The organism is Brasilonema sennae CENA114 (assembly GCF_006968745.1).
GTDB lineage: Bacteria > Cyanobacteriota > Cyanobacteriia > Cyanobacteriales > Nostocaceae > Brasilonema > Brasilonema sennae.
Genome location: NZ_CP030118.1, coordinates 5,616,340 through 5,633,341, shown reverse-complemented (window position 1 = coordinate 5,633,341; position 17,002 = coordinate 5,616,340). Strand labels below are relative to the sequence as shown.

The window sequence follows — 17,002 nt, the reverse complement described above, 5'->3', positions numbered from 1 at the left end:
ATGATATTCTCTCCCAATCTCCCCAGCTTAATTAGTAGTAAGTGCCTACCTTGCGATGGCGAACAGCTGTGAGTCCCTCTGGTTTGGAGACTTTACCGTCAGCAACTGTACAATATAACAGCCAGTGGTCGCTGCATTCGATGCTGCTGACAATTTCACATTCCATGTAGGCAAGAGCGTCTGTGAGAATGGGGGAACCATTTTTGGCTGTTTGGGTTTTGACGCCAGCAAATCTGTCACCACCAGGAACTAAACGCTTGAGGAAGTGTTTCTTTAATTCTTGATAATTTCCTTCTTCCAAAACGTTAAGGACGAACTTATCACCCACTTGCATCAAAGAATCTATGGCACGATCTTTGGCGATCGCAACTGTAAATCCTAAAGGTTGCAAGCTGGCTTGAGCCACCCAGGAAGCTAGCATTGCCCCTTGAACATCATTCTTTTGGGTTGTGATAATGTAGAGTCCGTTGCTAATCCGACCGAGTGCTTTTTCTAAGTTGGCGTCGATAGACTTGATTTGCTTGATGTTACGTTCGCGAACAAGCAATTGTCCTAAGTCTATACCTGCTTCTCTACACACTTGGTGAGTAGCTGTGCTGGGAGTTTGTTTGATGCGGATTGCTGGGAAAGCTTCCTTAATACCAAGGTCGAGAAATTTTCTGCGAAGTGGATCAATAGGTTCATCATCTCCGCCGTAGCACTCAAACAGTCCAACGACTTGCTTCTTGACGACGCCTAAGAGCGAACTGATAGCAGCATGAGCTGCAACGTTAGCACTTGGAGGCATACCGATAAGAATGCCAGCTGAGCGAGCTGCGAGTTCTTGAATTTCTTGGATTTCAGCGGTGGTAAGATCCATCACTTCGACGCCAAGCCCAGTTTTCTGCAACCCTTCAGCAATTTCGTGGGCAAGTTCCTGACTGTGTCCGTAGTCGGAGACATAATATAAGCCGACTATTGTTTGTGCCTGAACTTGTCTATGACTCCAAGTTTGGTAACATTCCCTAAGAATATCAAGATGGTGGTAAAGTAGGGGTCCGTGTCCATTGGCGATGATTTTAATTTTCCCAAGGTCACCCATTTTATTCATGGCATTCACGAGGGAACGGGCGTTGGGACCCATCAAGCAGTCGTAGTAAAATTTGAAGTCAGGTTCAATTGCATCTAGGTTGATGTCAAAGGTATCATCGCTGCAATAATGCATGCCAAAGGCATCGCAAGTATACAGGGTTTCGGTTTTGTGGTCGAAGCTAAATATTGTATCGGGCCAGTGTAGGTTAGGTGCACTCACGAATTCGATTTCATGTCCAAGACCAAGATCTACGCGATCGCCACTCTTGACAATCCGCTTAGAAAACGGGTCGTGTACCAGGTTTTCCAGAAACTGGAGTGCAACTTTTGACGCTAAAACAGTCGCTCTAGGAGCTAACTGGAGAACATCTTCCACTAAGCCACTGTGGTCTGGTTCTGTGTGGCTGACAATAATGTAATCAATCGCCTTCGGGTTGATCAGGCTTTTGAGCGTATTTAAATAAAGGTCGCGAAACTTGGTGTGAGCAGTGTCAATAAGAACTACCCGCTCACCTTTGATCAGATATGAGTTGTATGTCGTACCGTTTTGCAAACCGAATTCTATATCAAAGCGATCGCGGTCCCAATCAAGACAGCGAATCGCCGTTGTATTAGGGGCTATTTCAACAGTTTGTACAGTTAGCCGTTTTTGGACGTTCTCTGCGAGCGCTACCATTCGTCGCCTCCGGGCACAAATTATCAGTCTTAGTTTCTGCTTCTATTTTGCTCATAAATATTTTTGTAAAGTTGTTACATATTTTATTTTTTTTAAAAGTCAAGATGTAGTTAAAATTACTCTTTACAGGCGTTTTTTTTTACTTATAAATTGTTATTGAGACTCTTTTAAAAAATACTACAATTCTATCAATCAAATTTTCATTTTAATCCATTACTTTTATGACAAATTGTTATCAGAATTAACTTCGTGTTAACTAGTTTGTAACAAGAAGCATAGATTTTGCAACCGTTGTGTTTAATATAGCAATCGTATTTGATTTGTGTGAAAGTGCCTACGCGTTGCGCATAAATTGAAGATATATATAGCAATCCTATTTGAGTTGTAAAAATTATCGTTCGCGCAGCGTATCCGGAGGACATACCGCCAAGACGAGCCAGTGCGTTGGGCGGCGAGCCGCGCTTGTTGCACCTGGCGTGCCAAGAGCGCCAAGAAAAGAAATAGAGAATTTTATGAATGATTTAGGACTGCTATAGCAGGGTAAGCGCGTCTCAAACACTATTGACAAGCGGATTTAGACGTATCATCTCTGAGCTTTTTTAATTGGATTAATCTGAAAAATAGCTTGTCCTCTATTGGTAATATTTAAAAAGTAACCAGCTTCAACCAGTTTTTGAATTTTCTCTGGTTCTTTGGTTCAGAGGGTACGAGGTACATTTTTGGTAAGCATATTAATGAGATTTTGAATAATATTAATCATCTTGTCAAAAATTGTAAGTAATTAAGCGGACATGATATCACAACTCATATGGGATTGCTATATACGAATCTGGTTTGTTCTGGTGAACAACTCGTCAGGGCGCTTAACAGGGAACCCTTAACAGGGAAAAAGCAATAAAGATATACTGAGTTTTTTAAGCCAAAGCGCAGGCATTGACTTGTCAGTTCCTTTGGTTATTTATTTTCCAAAAAATCAAAAATACGATGAGCCATTTCTAATTTGGAACAAGGAGGAATTTCTATTCTTTGTCCTTGCTGATCCAAAAATATGGCTCGATTATGATCACTTCCAAAACCGCTATCCGGTTCATCGATAGGGTTAGCAATAATCGCATCCAGATTTTTACTGTGCAATTTCTCTAGTGCTGGTGTGACAATATCTCCTGTCTGTGCTGCAAAGCCAATTAATTGTTGATGTGATTGTTTGAGACGTGCCAATTCTCCAACAATATCTGGTACTGGTTCCAAAGGTAAAGCTTGAGGAAGTGATTTTTTTGGCAACTTGTGTTGACTGTACTCCCGTGGCTTGACATCCGCCACTGCTGCGGACATGACAATTATATCTGCGCTTGGTAAGTACTCCACCATACTTGCTCGCATTTGGTCAGCACTCACAACAGGAATTGCTTGCACTCCTAATGGTACATCCCAACTCGCCGGAGCATGTACCAATGTCACGCTTGCTCCTCGGTGCAGTGCTGCTTGTGCTAAAGCTAACCCCATTTTTCCTGTGGAAGGATTGCCAATAAACCGTACTGGATCAAGATACTCTCGTGTTCCCCCTGCACTAATCAACACGCGCTTACCTAACAAATCTCGCTTCCCTGTGGTGTGTAACAAGGATTGAACATAAGTAATAATCTCTGGGGGTTCTGCCATTCTACCAGCACCAACGCGATCGCACGCCAACAACCCCGACCCTGTACACATTCCATGAAATCGATTATCTGTCAATAATTGTTCCCAATTACGTTGCACCACCTGCTGTTCCCACATATCAGTATTCATTGCTGGCGCTAGCAATACGGGACAAGTTGAAGCCAAAACAGTATTTGTGAGCAAATTGTCAGCCATACCATAAGCTAACTTTGCTAATGTGTTTGCTGTTAGAGGTGCAATTACAATTAAATCTGCCCACTCACCTAAATCAATATGTAATGGACGAAAGTGAGTTGATTGCCAAAAATTTTCATCTGTATAAGCTGGATGACGGGAAAGTGTTGCTAGAGTCAGAGGCGTAATAAATTTTTGTGCTGAATTAGTGAGAATTACTTTTATTTCCACTCCAATTTTAAACAAAGTGGAAACAACCTCACAAATTTTATAGGCGGCGATACCGCCGCCTATTGCAATCAGAACCCGTTTATTCTGAAACATCTACGCCTCATCGTAGGGTTCTAAATCTAAAAGGTGAATGTATGATTCAACTAACTCTGGACGCGAAAAGGCGATCGCTCGTAGTAAATGCCAATCATTCAAACCCTCAAAAGCATTACTGTAATTATCCTGCTCCAGACGTGTCGCTAACACTTCCACCTCTTGTGGAGTGATGGTAGCAATTTCTCTTTTAGAAATGCTTAGAGTTTTCATAGTGCTTGCCCCTCCCATTAGCAGCATTTGCATCCAGCATGGGTTGAGTTGCGCTTGACGCAGCCACCCAATATATATTACTCACTTGCGAGGAATAATTTCGTGAAAATTTTACAGATTTATCAGATAATTCGTAAAATTTTGCTAACCCAAATTAAGTAAAGACAAATTAAGAGTCTTTATGCATTGACAATAACAAAATTTCGTAACAACTCTAGCATTTCTGGTCGGATTTCATGACCCATGTCAAATTCATAGTATTCTACAGCAGCCCCGAGAGATTCAAGAAATTTTCGTGCTGAAACAGCAGCTTGTAATGGCACAACTGTATCTTGTCTTCCATGCATAATCATAACAGGTGGTAGAGACGCCACATTTTGTGTTTTCACACTTTTTACATCTTGATGTAAATAACCACTTAAAGAAATTAAACCAGCTAGGGGTAACTTTAATCCTACGTCTAAAGTCATAGCCCCGCCTTGAGAAAATCCGCTCAAAATTGTCCGCGACAAAGGCACACCAGTGCTCTTTTCTAAAGATTGCAACCAATCTGTTAGTTGCTGCCTACTTTCTACTAACCCTTGATACATATTTTCCATCCGAAGGTCATACCACGCTCTCCCAACAGAGGAATTAGGATGAGGAAAAGGTGCATTCGGAAACAGAAACTGATAATCTGGTAAATTAAAAAACCGCGATAAAGACGCCACATCTTCAGCATTGGCACCCCAACCATGTAAAGTGACAATTAAACCCTTTGGTGGTTGCCCCGTTTTTGGAGGTACGCTGATAAATTCTAGAGTGTTAGTCATTAGTTATTAGTTATTGATCATTGGTCATTAGTCCTTAGTCATTACAGATGACGAGGGACAAAGGACAGTCAAGCATAAAAAGTATGCAATGACAAGATAAAAATTTTTGCATCAGCAATACTAAGGACTCCACTGGCATAAGGGCACAATTGAGCGGCGGTAGACAACCTTTGCATCTCTACCAACATAGCCGCAAGTAACCTCAGACACTCACAAATAACCTTCGAGGCTCGGGTGTGGGGGTTGTTATGCGGCGGTTCCACACTACATTAACACCAAAATACTTTCCGTTTCGCTACTTTTAAATTGAGTGATCGTATGAAAATTATCTCTCAATATTTGAAGAATCTTCGATGTTGGACTGTTACCAATACGAAGATAAATAAACTTGGGTGGATGACCATAAAGTAAACTGCGCTGATGGAAGTCAGAATCTTTGGAAACAATCACAAAATCATTCGCCTTTGCATGTTCCCAGATAACTGTATCATCAGTATTTGTCAGTCCTAAAGTTTTGACATGCTCAGAATTAGGATACAAATCGACAATCCTGTGAATGATTCGATCTGATAGGTTTTCATCCAATAGCAGTTTCACAGGGATGCCACAAATAACTTTCTCTCACGATCAGCTGCAAAAGCAAGACAAGCTTTGATATCTTCTGAGGTGAGTTCAGAAAAATCTTCCAAAATTTCTGCTTCGGTCATCCCACCTGCCAGATATTCCAAGATGTCGTACACGGTGATTCGCATTCGCCGAATACACGGCTTGCCACTGCGCTTTCCAGGCTCAATTGTAATGATGTCTTGGTAATCCATAACGTGACACTTGGTAAAAATATTCGCTTACATCCATCATATTGAGAAGTTTTGTTTCCCAATCACGAACATCGTACACCGCTAAAGCTTGTTTGCGTCGCTAATACATTTGCCTAAGGTTACAAAATGTCATAAATCAGAACAGTACCACCTTTTATGGTGGGCTTGCTGTTGAACTATTCTGAAGATGACCAACTTTTAATAATAGCTCTGATGATATCGATATAGCGACTATCCAATGCTTTGTGTTCAGCCGCTTTGTGTCTATGTGCCCTTGCGGTTTATACAATAGACATCTGCACTAACTGTATTTACACCAAAGGGAACCCAGGAAATATGGCGCGTCTAGCACTGCTGAGTGTATCTAACAAAACAGGATTGATTGACCTTGCCCGTAGGTTAGTAAAAGAATTTGACTTTGAATTCATTAGCAGTGGAGGAACAGCCAAAGCACTGAAAGATGCAGGGCTACCAGTCACAAAAGTTGCTGATTACACAGGTTCTCCAGAAATCCTAGGTGGTCGAGTCAAAACTCTACATCCTCGGATACATGGCGGGATTTTAGCACGGCGAGATGTACCCGAAGACATAGCAGATTTGGCAAATAACCAAATTCGCCCGATTGATTTGGTTGTGGTGAATCTTTATCCTTTTGAAGAAACTATCGCAAAACAAGGTGTGACTTTACCTGAGGCAATCGAGCAAATTGATATTGGTGGTCCTGCTATGCTGAGGGGAGCATCAAAAAACTTTCCTCATCTGACAGTTTTATGTGATCCAGCGCAGTATGAAGAATATTTACAGGAAATGCACCGCTCAAATGGTGAACCATCTCTAGAGTTTCGGAAAAAGTGTGCCTTAAAGGGATTTTTGCATACGTCTAGCTATGATCAGGCGATCGCCGCATACCTGAGTCAGAACCTTAGCAAAGAGGCGGAATCACCTCAACACTACACCCTTAAAGGCAAACAACTACAATCTCTCCGTTACGGCGAAAATCCTCATCAAAGTGCCGCCTGGTATGAAACTGGTACGACTTCAACTGGATGGGCAGCTGCTACTAAACTTCAAGGCAAAGAACTCAGTTACAATAACTTGGTTGATTTAGAAGCCGCACGGCGGATTATTTCTGAATTCACCGATACACCCGCAGCAACAATTATCAAACATACGAATCCCTGTGGTGTCGCCTTGGGACAAAGCATTCAAGAAGCTTACCAAAAAGCATTCAACGCGGACTCTGTTTCTGCTTTTGGTGGAATTGTTGCACTAAACCGTCCGATTGATGCTGGAACTGCTACTGAGTTAACAAAGACGTTTTTAGAATGCGTGGTTGCACCAAGTTGTGATGCCGAAGCACAAGAGATTCTGGCTGCTAAATCAAAAGTGCGAGTCTTAATTTTACCAGATTTGAGTTGTGGACCGAAAGAAACTGTAAAAGTTATTGCAGGTGGTTTCCTGCTGCAAGCTTCAGATGACGCGGTAGCCAACACCAGTACATGGCAAATCGTCACCGAAAAGAAACCAAGTGATGATGAGTTAGAAGAATTGCTGTTTGCTTGGAAAGTTTGCAAGCACGTTAAGTCTAATGCGATTCTTGTGAGTGGCGATCGCACGACTTTGGGTGTGGGTGCAGGTCAAATGAACCGTGTTGGCTCAGTTAAAATTGCCTTAGAACAAGCTGGGGAAAAAGCCAAAGCAGCAATTCTCGCCAGTGATGGATTCTTCCCCTTTGATGATTCAGTCAAAACAGCAGCCGCAGCCGGAATTAAGGCAATTGTCCAACCAGGGGGAAGTATGCGGGATCAAGATTCCATACTCGCTGCTAATGAACTGGGTTTAGTTATGGTGTTCACGGGTATCCGTCACTTTCTACATTAAAAATATCTTTCCGAAGAGGGATGTATAATTTGAAGTAAGTCATAAGACATAGAAAAAATCCCAACTCTATGTCTTAAGACAGTAGAGCAGTTGCTGAAGTGTCACCCTTTAGAATTGTGATCTCATTTAACCTGTGATATTGTTTATATGGTGTGAGGAGTAAGTTGAAAACAAAAAGCGCTTGAAGTCGAAACACGGCCAGACGTTCAAGCGCTTTTTGCTTTGCTAAATTCAACACAGAAGGATCAGTTTTCAAAGTGTCACCTAGGTTACTTGCTCTTTGATAAAGTCAATGTTATTTTCTAGGAGTGTGTGTGAGGAGCAAGTGTAAACAAAAAGCATTTGGGATGGAAACACGGTAACACTCCTGAGTGCTTTTTGTTATCTTTTTTATCTTATAGGTGTGATCAAGCTCTCGTTTTTATAAGTCGGTACGGGTGAGCTTCTTGTGCATCTTTAAGCTCTGTAAGGCAGTGCTAAGCAATTCAAAATTGAAGAAGAATTTAGAAGTTAGAATTTAGGAGTCAGAATTAACGGTTCGGCTACGCTTACACTTGAAGCTGAGCGAAGCGATGCACTGAGCGTGGTCGTTGTGTCGAAGCTTCAATCAGTAAGGGATTCTGATCCGCCACTAATTGTTGACCACGCTCATCAAAGATAAGCGTGGAGGACTTAAAGCCGCTTATTTATCCGCCAGTCGAAAGAATTTCCCAAGCTGAATTCTGGCTCGTGAGTCCTGAATTCTTTCTTGTGAAAAACATCCTTTACTATGCCGTTCATTGACAAGTTGGACAATCTTGGACGGTATTTGAAATCAGTGAACAGCTACCATAGCTGTTCACTGATTTTATTATTTCGGTTTGATAAGTTTCTAGAAACTTGGGATCAATGAGTAGATTTGTTTTGGTTACAAAACTTTAGCTTTTCACAACCTCAGTTTATTTACTGCATTTGATACGAATTCTCATCCTCATGAATTTACAAATATTTCCTGATATCTTCGATTGATTTCCTCAATTACTGTAGCCATTTGAGTCAATTTGACAGCACACAAACCAGCTAATAGTGCCAAATCTATATCGTTCACTACATCCTGATATTCGGAATTAAAAAAGCCTTCTTTATCATGCAGTTTGGAAATTTCAAAACTAAGTTCAAGCAAAGCCCTAGAAAGTTCCGTTTGCTCTCGAATAGCATACCCACAAGCCGTGAGAAGTCCGGCTAACTCTGGGTAACTCAGAGTATCTACAATGTCTACAATTTGGTTTACCATAGTTGTGGAAATCCATTTCTAATGGGTTTTACGGAAACTTGAGAAGCAACCTTCGGATTGGTGTCTGGTGTTGCTTCTCTTTTTCAAATTCCTTGAAAGCTTTAAGCTTTCTTGCGTTAATTGATTGTATCTTTTTCCAAAGGACTGCTATACAAGCTATTGGGACATTTTTACCTCTTTATTCAGTGTTAGGAGTTGCGCTTGGCACGCTTTGGGCTTAGCGCAAAGTGTCCTGTAGGCATACACTCAATCGCCACTGAATCAGTTTTGGTTGTATCAGTCGCCTCATCCTCCTTGCAAAGTTCACATCTTGCACCAAGCCTCAAGAAGTGAGAACAAGGGCGTGAACAGCGATGGGAGGCTGATATCTTGCAGCTAACAAGATAAATCGTTCATAAATAAATAAATGTATGTAAGAAAGTGACATTAAAAACTGGAACACTCCTCAGTATAGTAAAGTATTTAATATAACTTATTTTTAGCATAATGCTACGTAAAAAGAAAGAGTAATAAGCGTGGGCAAATAGTGATGTGTTTTTTATTCCAGAATAAACAGCCTTTTTCTGAGGCGACTCCTGAGTGCGATCTCGTCGAACGTGTCTACAGCGTTGTTGCCTTTACCTACCTGGCGCTTGTCCATACTGATTGGCATGATTTTTGCACAAGCTAGATAGAGAAAGTGAATTTGATGGAGAAGTCAATGAACGTACTGAACCACAGAAATTTGCTCAAGAAAGCGGCTATTTTCGTAGCAGTCAATAGTGTTACCATTACATCCACATGAAAATCGGCATTTACCTGTTCATCATCGTCGGGGGTCTGCTCCAGGCCTGCGGCTCAGCTATGAACGCGCAGCTTTATCGCTCGTTGAAAAACCCGTGGCTCGCCTCACTGGTTTCTTTCAGTCTCATCGTCGCCTTTTTCATTTGCGCCGTCGCCGTTGTTCCAAAGCCGCTGCCATCCTTGCGAGACATCCAGCTAATGCCTTGGTGGGCACCCTTGGCTGGGTTAGTCGGCGCGGTAGCCGTGTATGCCGGGCTGAAGCTAGTCAGCGAGGTCGGTACGGGCACTTACACCGCGCTCAACGTCAGCGCCGCGATCATTATGTCCCTCGCCATTGACCACTTCGGCCTGTTGCACGTTGAGCCGCACTCCTTCAACTTGATGCGCGGCGTGGGTACGTTTATGCTGATCGTTGGCGTCACGCTGATCTCGCGCTTTTAGGAGCTGGACCGGCGTCCGTCCTGTGGGATGAAATTTTCCCCTACCCATTCGCTGGGGAAATTAATTAAACGGATAGGTTTTCTGCTATATAAAACCTAGACAAGTCTAGACATTTACTTCTTTCTTCATAGGGAGCATGGGAGCGGTTATCCCTCGGAAAGCAGTCACGCCAAAGCCCTGCGCGATACGCCACTTGCACCGTCCTTGGGAACCTCCGAAGTTGCCACAACGCGCTTAACCCGCGCAAGGCACTTCTCACCGGCAACGCAGTGGCTTAAGTTGATTGCGGCATTCAAATCCCTATCTATCACGTGTCCACAATGTTCACATGAATAAACACGTTCACTCAACAACAGGGTTTCTTTCTTGCAGCCGCAATTACTACAAGTCTTGGATGATGGGTACCATCTATCCGCAACTACAAGCTTGCTTCCAAACTTCTTGCATTTGTATTCAAGCTGGCGCTTAAATTCGTAAAATCCGCAATCGGCAATGGATTGAGCTAGTTTGTGATTAGACATCATACCGGAAACATTTAGGTCTTCCACCACTACAAGCGCGTGGTTTTTGCATAAGTAATGGGTGACCTTGTGAAGCGAGTCCTTGCGAATGTTTGCTACCCGGTTATGATGTCTCGCTAGTTTAATCTTTAATTTATGACGATTGTTACTACCTTTGATTTTACGCGCCAAGGACTTAGACAATCGCTTCAGTTTTTGGATGTTCTTTTTGTAGGCTTTGGGGTTGGGGAACGTAACGCCAGTACTAAGTGTAGCTAGTTCTTTTATTCCCAAATCCACTCCAACAACATCCACTGGCTTAGGCGTAGGCTTGCATTCTTGTTCGTATGCAAATGCAATATACCAGTCGTCAGCTACTCGCGATATTGATAATTTAGTGGTTGTTGTATGGGGCAGTCCTTCATAGGTCTTAACCCATCCGATGGTAGGGAGTTTGATTCGTACACCACCCACAGGGATGGGTTTACCACTAGCATCAATTGTGAAAGAATCATTAATACCTTTCTTTTTGAACCTGGGGAAACCGCCTAATCCTTTGAAGAATCGAGCGTACGCATCACCAAGTTGATCAAAAGCATACTGCGTGATTTTTTGACAAATCCCTTTCTCCTTGATCCACTCCAACGAAGTCTTAACTTCATTGTTGAAAAACTTTTTGAGAAGAAACTTATTTGGCTTGAATCCATGGCTATATAAGCTTTTCCAAGTAGCCAAACCCCAGTTGTAAGTGAAGCGCGCTATACCTGCGTGCTTGCTCATTACTATTTTCTGTACGTAGGTTAGTTTCAACTTAGTTTTGATGGATAAAAGCATTGATCACCGGGGGTATGACTGGGAAAAAGAGCCAGCCCACAAACAACGAGTACTCGTGGGTGTCGACAGATCAACAAAAACTGGGCTCCCCACTCGCAACTTAATTTAATTTGATTAAACTCAGCAACGTTGTCACCAAAGAAAGCTGGTCTTCAAAACGGAACGTGAAAGTTTCCCTTCATTGCGTTCCTCAACATCTCGGTGCTTGTCAGGCACACCTTATACAGCCAAACCAAGATAAGGCGGAATATTAAGCCAACGTGAGGGAAGAAAAGCCAATCGCATCAGCCCATAGCCAAAAGCCCAGTCATAACGACTGGGCCTTAATAATAGGCAGTGGAGTTATCTCCTCTTTGGCTCAATATAAGAAGTTCAGATATAAGTAGTTAGGTTAATAATATCTACCACCAGATGAATACCAATTCCGGAAAAGTAACCATAGATTTTTTAACTTCAAGATTGGAGCAGCTTTGGGTACAATCAGGCAGCAGTGAATAGCAAGGAGGAGAAAAGCTGTGAATGCGACTTATAGCGGCGGCTGTCAATGTGGACAAATTCGCTATGAAATCCGTGCTGAACCGTTAACTCTCTATTTGTGTCACTGCAAGGAATGTCAGAAGCAATCTTCTAGCGCTTTTGGAATGTCCCTCACTGTGCCACGAGATGCTGTTGTCATTATTCAAGGTGAACCAAAGGCTTGGAAACGTAAAGCTGATAGTGGACGTGAGGTGACTTGCCTGTTTTGCGGTGACTGCGGAACACGATTGTTCCATGAGCGGGCTTATAATCGAGAAACCATCAACGTCAAAGCTGGAACGCTAGATGACACGAGTTGGTTACGTCCTGTGGGTAACCTTTGGACAAATAGCGCTCAGCCGTGGGTGATGATTTGCGATCAGATGCTCAATTATGAGGGACAACCAGCAGATGTGCGTCCTTTGTGGGAGAAATGGGCACAACAGCATTCATGAAACTATAAAAATCACTGTTCCGACTCCTGTTTAACAGTCGCGTATGCCCAATCCAACCACGGTAGCAACGCCTCAATATCTGTCGTTTCTACTGTGGCTCCACCCCAAATCCTGATTCCTGGCGGTGCAGAACGGTAAGAGGCGATATCAAAAGCAACTTCTTGCTTTTGGAGAAGTTTCGCGATTTTTTTAGCGGATTCTGCTTGCTTCTCTGGACTTAAGTTTGTAAACCAATCATCAACAATCTTGAGGCAAATTGAAGTACAAGAACGGGTTTCTGGCTTCTCTGCTAAGAAAGCCGCCCAATCACTTTGCTCAACCCAACGGGCAATTGTCGCCAGATTTGCCTCACTACGACGAATCAAGCCGGGAAGTCCACCAATGCTGTCTGCCCAGAGTAATCCATCAAGCGCATCTTCTACACACAGCATTGATGGGGTGTTAATTGTGTCCCCTTTGAAAATTCCTTCAATAAGCTTACCTTTTTGTGCTAGGCGAAACAGCTTCGGTATCGGCCAAGCAGGTTGGTAGCTTTCCAAACGTTCAACAGCGCGGGGTGAAAGGGCAATCACTCCATGCTGCGCTTCTCCTCCCAGCACCTTTTGCCAAGAGTAGGTCACAACATCTAACTTATGCCAGGGTACTTCCATCGCGAAAACGGCAGAAGTTGCATCGCAGATGGTCAAACCTTGACGGTCATCTTTGATCCAATCGCCATTAGGAACCCTAACACCTGATGTCGTGCCATTCCACAAAAACACCACATCATGACTAAAGTCAACTTGGTTGAGGTCTGGTAAACTGCCATAGGTTGCCTTGAGAACGTTGAGATTAGGCAACTTGAGTTCGTCTACAACATCTTTAACCCATTCCAAACCAAAGCTTTCCCACGCCAAGATATCAAGGGGGTACTTTCCTAACAGCGACCATAGTGCCATTTCCACTGCGCCTGTGTCGGAAGCTGGAACAATGCCCAAGCGATAATCTGCAGGAACACCAAGAATTGTTTTGGAGCGCTCAATGACTTCTTTGATGCGAGATCTGCCATCCTCAGAACGGTGAGAGCGACCTACGAAAGCATTTTCCAGCTTGGAAACAGACCAGCCAGGACGTTTGGCACAAGGACCAGAGGAGAAATTAGGAACTCGTGGCTTTGTTGTTGGAGGAGTAAGATGTGGTGACATACAAGGTACTTCAGTTATAGATGCGACCTAGTGAAAGGTCGTAACTCGCTACTACTTTACGCTTTGCTTTGTACCTAGGTCAACAGTCTAAATTTCTGAATTCCTACATATAATATAGATCCCTGCTCGCAATCAACAAAAGTTTCTTTTGAGACCGATTAATATCAACCGAAGTTTTCTTTGAGACTCATTAAGTTTCAGGCATATCATACCTAATACACTGGTTGAATAAATTAGGTGAGTCTGAATCGAACTGATGATAGATAACTGTTACTTCTTCTTCGGGGAAACAACCTCAAACTCGAAAAAACCAACGCGACGGTTATCAATGTAGACTGCGATCGCATGTTTACCAGTAGGATCGCCAGAAGCAACAGTCCAAAAGTTCTCAATGACTCCTTTTTTTGCTGACTGTGTGCGCTTTGTCACTGCTTCCATGCCATCGGCTGATATTAATAAATTTTCACCACTACTTGTACTCCAAGTTTCTGGAAGTTTCGGTAATCGAAGGACTTCTTTCCATGTCACTTCATTTTGGTTGTCCTTAAGCTGAATACGCCATCCGTAACGATTTCCTTCTTGATGTGGCACTTTTGTTGTGGGGACAAAGGACGTTTTACCGTTGCGATCGTCTCTTAAAACCCCAAACTCGGCTTGGTTAACAGTAATCGTTTTAGTATTGATTTGATTAGAAGATACAACGTCATTGACAGCAAAAGAAGATACAACCCATGATGTTAGCCAGCAAGATGATAGTACTATACCGTAAGCTAAATTTTTAACTCGCATCAGCTTTTTTAAAAAAGGACTTGTTAATTCATATATGAATCAACATCCTTTTTCAGATAAAATGCTGACATTTCTACTAGACCTCTCCAAAAATGATTTTTAGTGCAAGCGCGGGGTATTGGTTTCATAGCCATTTTTGGAGAGGTCTACTCTAAAGAAGTTGGAAATCGGAAGTTAAAAGAGAGTTTTGACTGAATTCTTTCTTATGAAGAGTTAAGCGTTCGGGTGTTAAGCGTTCCCTAATAACAAGAGCGCACCAGATAACACGACTCTTGCTGCGCCCTGATTCAAAATATCAATTAAAAATTAAAAAATATTTTTCGGAGAATTCAAAATACCAAAAACAGAAGGTGATTAACTTCACTACTCACGAAATGAGTTAACCCTGCAACGAGAGCCATGACTATCTAACTTGCTTAACGCATTCCAAGTCAAAGCTTCAACGATACCTTCGCTTTCTAAACAATGTTCTGCTTGAAAAGCCAAAACTGCAGCCTCAGTTTTTGCTCCAAAAATACCATCAATGGCACCAAAGTAGTAGCCACCAACTTGTAGGGGTTCTTGAACAGCCTTGACTACAGTTCCACTACTACCAAAACTTAGGATTGGCAAGCCAGCAAATCCGTTGGACAAATATGCCCAAGTTTGTTGTCCCACAACCCCATCTATTGTCAAGAAAGCAAGACACTGCAAGTATTTCACAGCATCTCTGGTTTGGTGATCAAAGTAACCTACGGTAGAAACTGACAAAGGAGACACTGATACAGTATCTAGTTGAGCAAGCCGCCGATTTAAGGCTTTCTGCATATCTTTAACAATTGAACCACAAGCACCAAATTGTAAGGTTGGTTTCTTTGTAGGGAGTTGAAGTGTAATAGACAGAACCATAATATCACTTTAAATATGTAAGCATATATTAAGGACTGATAACAGAATCGTTAAAGTTCCCTAACATAACTACGTCGAAAGAAAAAATATTGTTTTTTGATACCAGTAGTGTTAATTAATATTTTTTTGCTAGGATCGACCAACTTCAGTTATTTGACTTAACTACTAGCAGATTGCGGAGTATTGCTAGATATGTATGACATCCGTCTGTCAACAGAGTTTTGGATGTATCTAATTTTCATAAGATCTTTCAAAAGATGAGTATCTTTGGCGATTACTCTTTTATTTTTAGTAGTACAATTGTTCTATAGTAAGAAATTTTGGTCTTGGCGATGCTTCCAAAGGGACGGCTCTTATGAGAAAATCGCCAATTGCGCTGTGCTTTCATGTGGACAATTTCCTGTGAAGGTACCGCACTCTTGTCTTTATGTCCGTAGGACACAATGAACTTCTAAAAATCCAGTATTATTGAGTAACATGATGACACCACTGAAGAATGCAATTGCTATCCCAGATGACAAACAAGCAATTGCAAAATCAGACTTCGACCAACAATATTTAGAAGAAGCAGCTACTGTGCTCAAAAGCATTGTGGATGATAGTATTTCCTTCCAAATGCTTGCTGATGCGACTGAAACTATTCTGCGTCATGCCTTTTGGTTAGCCAAGCAAAAACAGAAGCGCTCTGTTAGAGAGTATAGAAGATTACTGGTCGATTATGGTTGGAAGGGTGAAGAAAAAAAATATCTCAAGATTGCAGCAGCATTTCAAAAGTTCTCGCCTCAAGAGTTAGCACAAATAGAACCAAGCACTGTATATCGGCTAGCACAGAATAGCAATAAGTACAAACAAATTATAGATAGGCTTTTAGACTTAACTGCAATTACCCAAGAAGCTGTACGCTCTTTGATGAGAGAACCGCGCACTCCTAAAGAAGACAAACCTGAAAAACCAAGTATTTGGCGGCGCACGAAGAATGGCGGGAGGTACTGCCAAATTCCACCAATTCACGAAACTGATGAGCTAACTGGGACGACTTTACAAAAGATGATAGATAACGAAGGGTTGAGTGCACAGCATATTGTGGCTGAAGCTGTAGCGCTACGACAAGCTTATAAAGAAGGGCGGCTGACAGTTGTGGAAAAAAAGGTAAACTAAATTGTCCTGGAAGATGGCGATTTTTCGCTATGCAGAGCGCGTTCAAAGCAGCGTCTCCTAGAGAAGCTATCGCCTCAATAGTCATGCACCAAACAACATCCCCGATTTCTGTCAGAAGTTGGGGATCTTGGTTTTAGGCGATCGCTTCGCACCTCCTTTGCAGCATCGTCCCTGCTCTTCTTAATAGCGACACGCTGCTTTGTATCTCCTACGGAGACGCTGCTTTGTAAGTCCCAAAGGGACACGCTTACGCGTTCGCAATCATGCGTGCGCTTGCGCTTACGCTCGATTCGTGCGCTTGCGCTTACATAATGACATTTCACGTTTAATTAGGTTGACTACTTAACAAAAGCCAATTTGTCAAGATTTCTAATTGAGGCAGTTCTATACTCTGTTTTTACTATAGAATTCCTATTTGAGTTTTGACGAAGCTAGGTACACCTTTATTTCTTCTTTCCTGTTAAGCGTTAAGCGTTCCCTTCCCCTACGAGTTCGTTCACCCTATGGCTAACGCCACGCCTTACGGCTATCGGGTGTGCGCAGAGCGCACGCC

The 17,002-nt window shown here is 42.4% G+C and carries 15 protein-coding genes; 4 read left to right on the top strand and 11 right to left on the bottom strand.

The features are described 5' to 3' along the window. Positions 1 to 31 precede the first annotated feature (31 nt). The 6 genes from DP114_RS23620 to DP114_RS23595 form a co-directional block, all read right to left on the bottom strand. Positions 32 to 1,747 carry a diflavin flavoprotein gene (locus DP114_RS23620; RefSeq protein WP_171977275.1) on the bottom strand — a complete coding sequence of 572 codons (1,716 nt, stop codon included), beginning with the start codon at positions 1,745 to 1,747 and terminating at the stop codon, positions 32 to 34. 954 nt (positions 1,748 to 2,701) lie between these two features. Then, a complete protein-coding gene (coaBC, locus tag DP114_RS23615; protein ID WP_171977274.1) occupies positions 2,702 to 3,904 on the bottom strand; it encodes a bifunctional phosphopantothenoylcysteine decarboxylase/phosphopantothenate--cysteine ligase CoaBC in 1,203 nt (400 codons plus the stop codon). Beyond that, on the bottom strand, positions 3,905 to 4,117 hold the full coding sequence (gene isiD, locus DP114_RS23610) for a protein IsiD (RefSeq protein WP_048867923.1): 213 nt from the start codon (positions 4,115 to 4,117) through the stop codon (positions 3,905 to 3,907). 179 nt (positions 4,118 to 4,296) lie between these two features. Next, entirely contained in the window at positions 4,297 to 4,929 is a 633-nt protein-coding gene (locus DP114_RS23605) for an alpha/beta hydrolase (protein ID WP_171977273.1), read from the bottom strand. A gap of 264 nt (positions 4,930 to 5,193) precedes the next feature. After that, positions 5,194 to 5,526 carry a DUF5615 family PIN-like protein gene (locus DP114_RS23600; RefSeq protein ID WP_171977272.1) on the bottom strand — a complete coding sequence of 111 codons (333 nt, stop codon included), beginning with the start codon at positions 5,524 to 5,526 and terminating at the stop codon, positions 5,194 to 5,196. Beyond that, positions 5,523 to 5,747 (bottom strand): DUF433 domain-containing protein, encoded by a 225-nt coding sequence (locus DP114_RS23595; RefSeq protein WP_169268002.1) that lies wholly within the window; start codon positions 5,745 to 5,747, stop codon positions 5,523 to 5,525. The genes DP114_RS23600 and DP114_RS23595 overlap by 4 nt, the downstream gene beginning before the upstream one ends. Positions 5,748 to 6,083: 336 nt before the next feature. Between DP114_RS23595 and purH the strand changes: the two genes are divergently transcribed. After that, complete coding sequence (gene purH, locus DP114_RS23590) at positions 6,084 to 7,628, top strand: bifunctional phosphoribosylaminoimidazolecarboxamide formyltransferase/IMP cyclohydrolase (RefSeq protein WP_169268001.1); 1,545 nt, start codon at positions 6,084 to 6,086, stop codon at positions 7,626 to 7,628. Positions 7,629 to 8,598: 970 nt separating this feature from the next. On the opposite strand, the gene DP114_RS23585 is transcribed toward purH, so the two are convergent. Further along, the gene (locus tag DP114_RS23585; RefSeq protein ID WP_169268000.1) at positions 8,599 to 8,901 is read right to left on the bottom strand and encodes a hypothetical protein; all 303 of its coding nucleotides are present in this window, start codon (positions 8,899 to 8,901) and stop codon (positions 8,599 to 8,601) included. A gap of 780 nt (positions 8,902 to 9,681) precedes the next feature. Between DP114_RS23585 and DP114_RS23580 the strand changes: the two genes are divergently transcribed. Beyond that, positions 9,682 to 10,125 carry a DMT family transporter gene (locus tag DP114_RS23580; RefSeq protein WP_169267999.1) on the top strand — a complete coding sequence of 148 codons (444 nt, stop codon included), beginning with the start codon at positions 9,682 to 9,684 and terminating at the stop codon, positions 10,123 to 10,125. Between the two features lie 164 nt (positions 10,126 to 10,289). Here DP114_RS23580 and DP114_RS23575 read toward each other — a convergent pair whose 3' ends face one another. After that, positions 10,290 to 11,459 carry an RNA-guided endonuclease InsQ/TnpB family protein gene (locus DP114_RS23575; RefSeq protein ID WP_246162706.1) on the bottom strand — a complete coding sequence of 390 codons (1,170 nt, stop codon included), beginning with the start codon at positions 11,457 to 11,459 and terminating at the stop codon, positions 10,290 to 10,292. Positions 11,460 to 11,974: 515 nt separating this feature from the next. On the opposite strand from DP114_RS23575, the gene DP114_RS23570 reads away from it, so the two are divergent. Beyond that, positions 11,975 to 12,430 carry a GFA family protein gene (locus DP114_RS23570; protein ID WP_169268746.1) on the top strand — a complete coding sequence of 152 codons (456 nt, stop codon included), beginning with the start codon at positions 11,975 to 11,977 and terminating at the stop codon, positions 12,428 to 12,430. Between the two features lie 11 nt (positions 12,431 to 12,441). On the opposite strand, the gene DP114_RS23565 is transcribed toward DP114_RS23570, so the two are convergent. The 3 genes from DP114_RS23565 to DP114_RS23555 form a co-directional block, all read right to left on the bottom strand. Then, the gene (locus DP114_RS23565; RefSeq protein ID WP_171977271.1) at positions 12,442 to 13,614 is read right to left on the bottom strand and encodes a phosphoserine transaminase; all 1,173 of its coding nucleotides are present in this window, start codon (positions 13,612 to 13,614) and stop codon (positions 12,442 to 12,444) included. Between the two features lie 270 nt (positions 13,615 to 13,884). Further along, positions 13,885 to 14,403: a hypothetical protein gene (locus DP114_RS23560; RefSeq protein WP_169268744.1), complete on the bottom strand. Its 519-nt coding sequence runs from the start codon at positions 14,401 to 14,403 to the stop codon at positions 13,885 to 13,887. Between the two features lie 363 nt (positions 14,404 to 14,766). Continuing rightward, positions 14,767 to 15,291 (bottom strand): peptidoglycan-binding domain-containing protein, encoded by a 525-nt coding sequence (locus tag DP114_RS23555; protein WP_169268743.1) that lies wholly within the window; start codon positions 15,289 to 15,291, stop codon positions 14,767 to 14,769. 477 nt (positions 15,292 to 15,768) lie between these two features. On the opposite strand from DP114_RS23555, the gene DP114_RS23550 reads away from it, so the two are divergent. Next, the gene (locus DP114_RS23550) at positions 15,769 to 16,449 is read left to right on the top strand and encodes a hypothetical protein (RefSeq protein ID WP_171977270.1); all 681 of its coding nucleotides are present in this window, start codon (positions 15,769 to 15,771) and stop codon (positions 16,447 to 16,449) included. The last annotated feature ends 553 nt before the right edge of the window (positions 16,450 to 17,002 follow it).

Coding starts and splice junctions, on each gene's coding strand:
- DP114_RS23620 (WP_171977275.1), bottom strand. CDS start 1,747: ATGGTAGCGCTCGCAGAGAACGTCCAAAAACGGCTAACTGTACAAACT.
- coaBC (WP_171977274.1), bottom strand. CDS start 3,904: ATGTTTCAGAATAAACGGGTTCTGATTGCAATAGGCGGCGGTATCGCC.
- isiD (WP_048867923.1), bottom strand. CDS start 4,117: ATGAAAACTCTAAGCATTTCTAAAAGAGAAATTGCTACCATCACTCCA.
- DP114_RS23605 (WP_171977273.1), bottom strand. CDS start 4,929: ATGACTAACACTCTAGAATTTATCAGCGTACCTCCAAAAACGGGGCAA.
- DP114_RS23595 (WP_169268002.1), bottom strand. CDS start 5,747: ATGGATTACCAAGACATCATTACAATTGAGCCTGGAAAGCGCAGTGGC.
- purH (WP_169268001.1), top strand. CDS start 6,084: ATGGCGCGTCTAGCACTGCTGAGTGTATCTAACAAAACAGGATTGATT.
- DP114_RS23585 (WP_169268000.1), bottom strand. CDS start 8,901: ATGGTAAACCAAATTGTAGACATTGTAGATACTCTGAGTTACCCAGAG.
- DP114_RS23580 (WP_169267999.1), top strand. CDS start 9,682: ATGAAAATCGGCATTTACCTGTTCATCATCGTCGGGGGTCTGCTCCAG.
- DP114_RS23575 (WP_246162706.1), bottom strand. CDS start 11,459: ATGCTTTTATCCATCAAAACTAAGTTGAAACTAACCTACGTACAGAAA.
- DP114_RS23565 (WP_171977271.1), bottom strand. CDS start 13,614: ATGTCACCACATCTTACTCCTCCAACAACAAAGCCACGAGTTCCTAAT.
- DP114_RS23560 (WP_169268744.1), bottom strand. CDS start 14,403: ATGCGAGTTAAAAATTTAGCTTACGGTATAGTACTATCATCTTGCTGG.
- DP114_RS23555 (WP_169268743.1), bottom strand. CDS start 15,291: ATGGTTCTGTCTATTACACTTCAACTCCCTACAAAGAAACCAACCTTA.
- DP114_RS23550 (WP_171977270.1), top strand. CDS start 15,769: ATGATGACACCACTGAAGAATGCAATTGCTATCCCAGATGACAAACAA.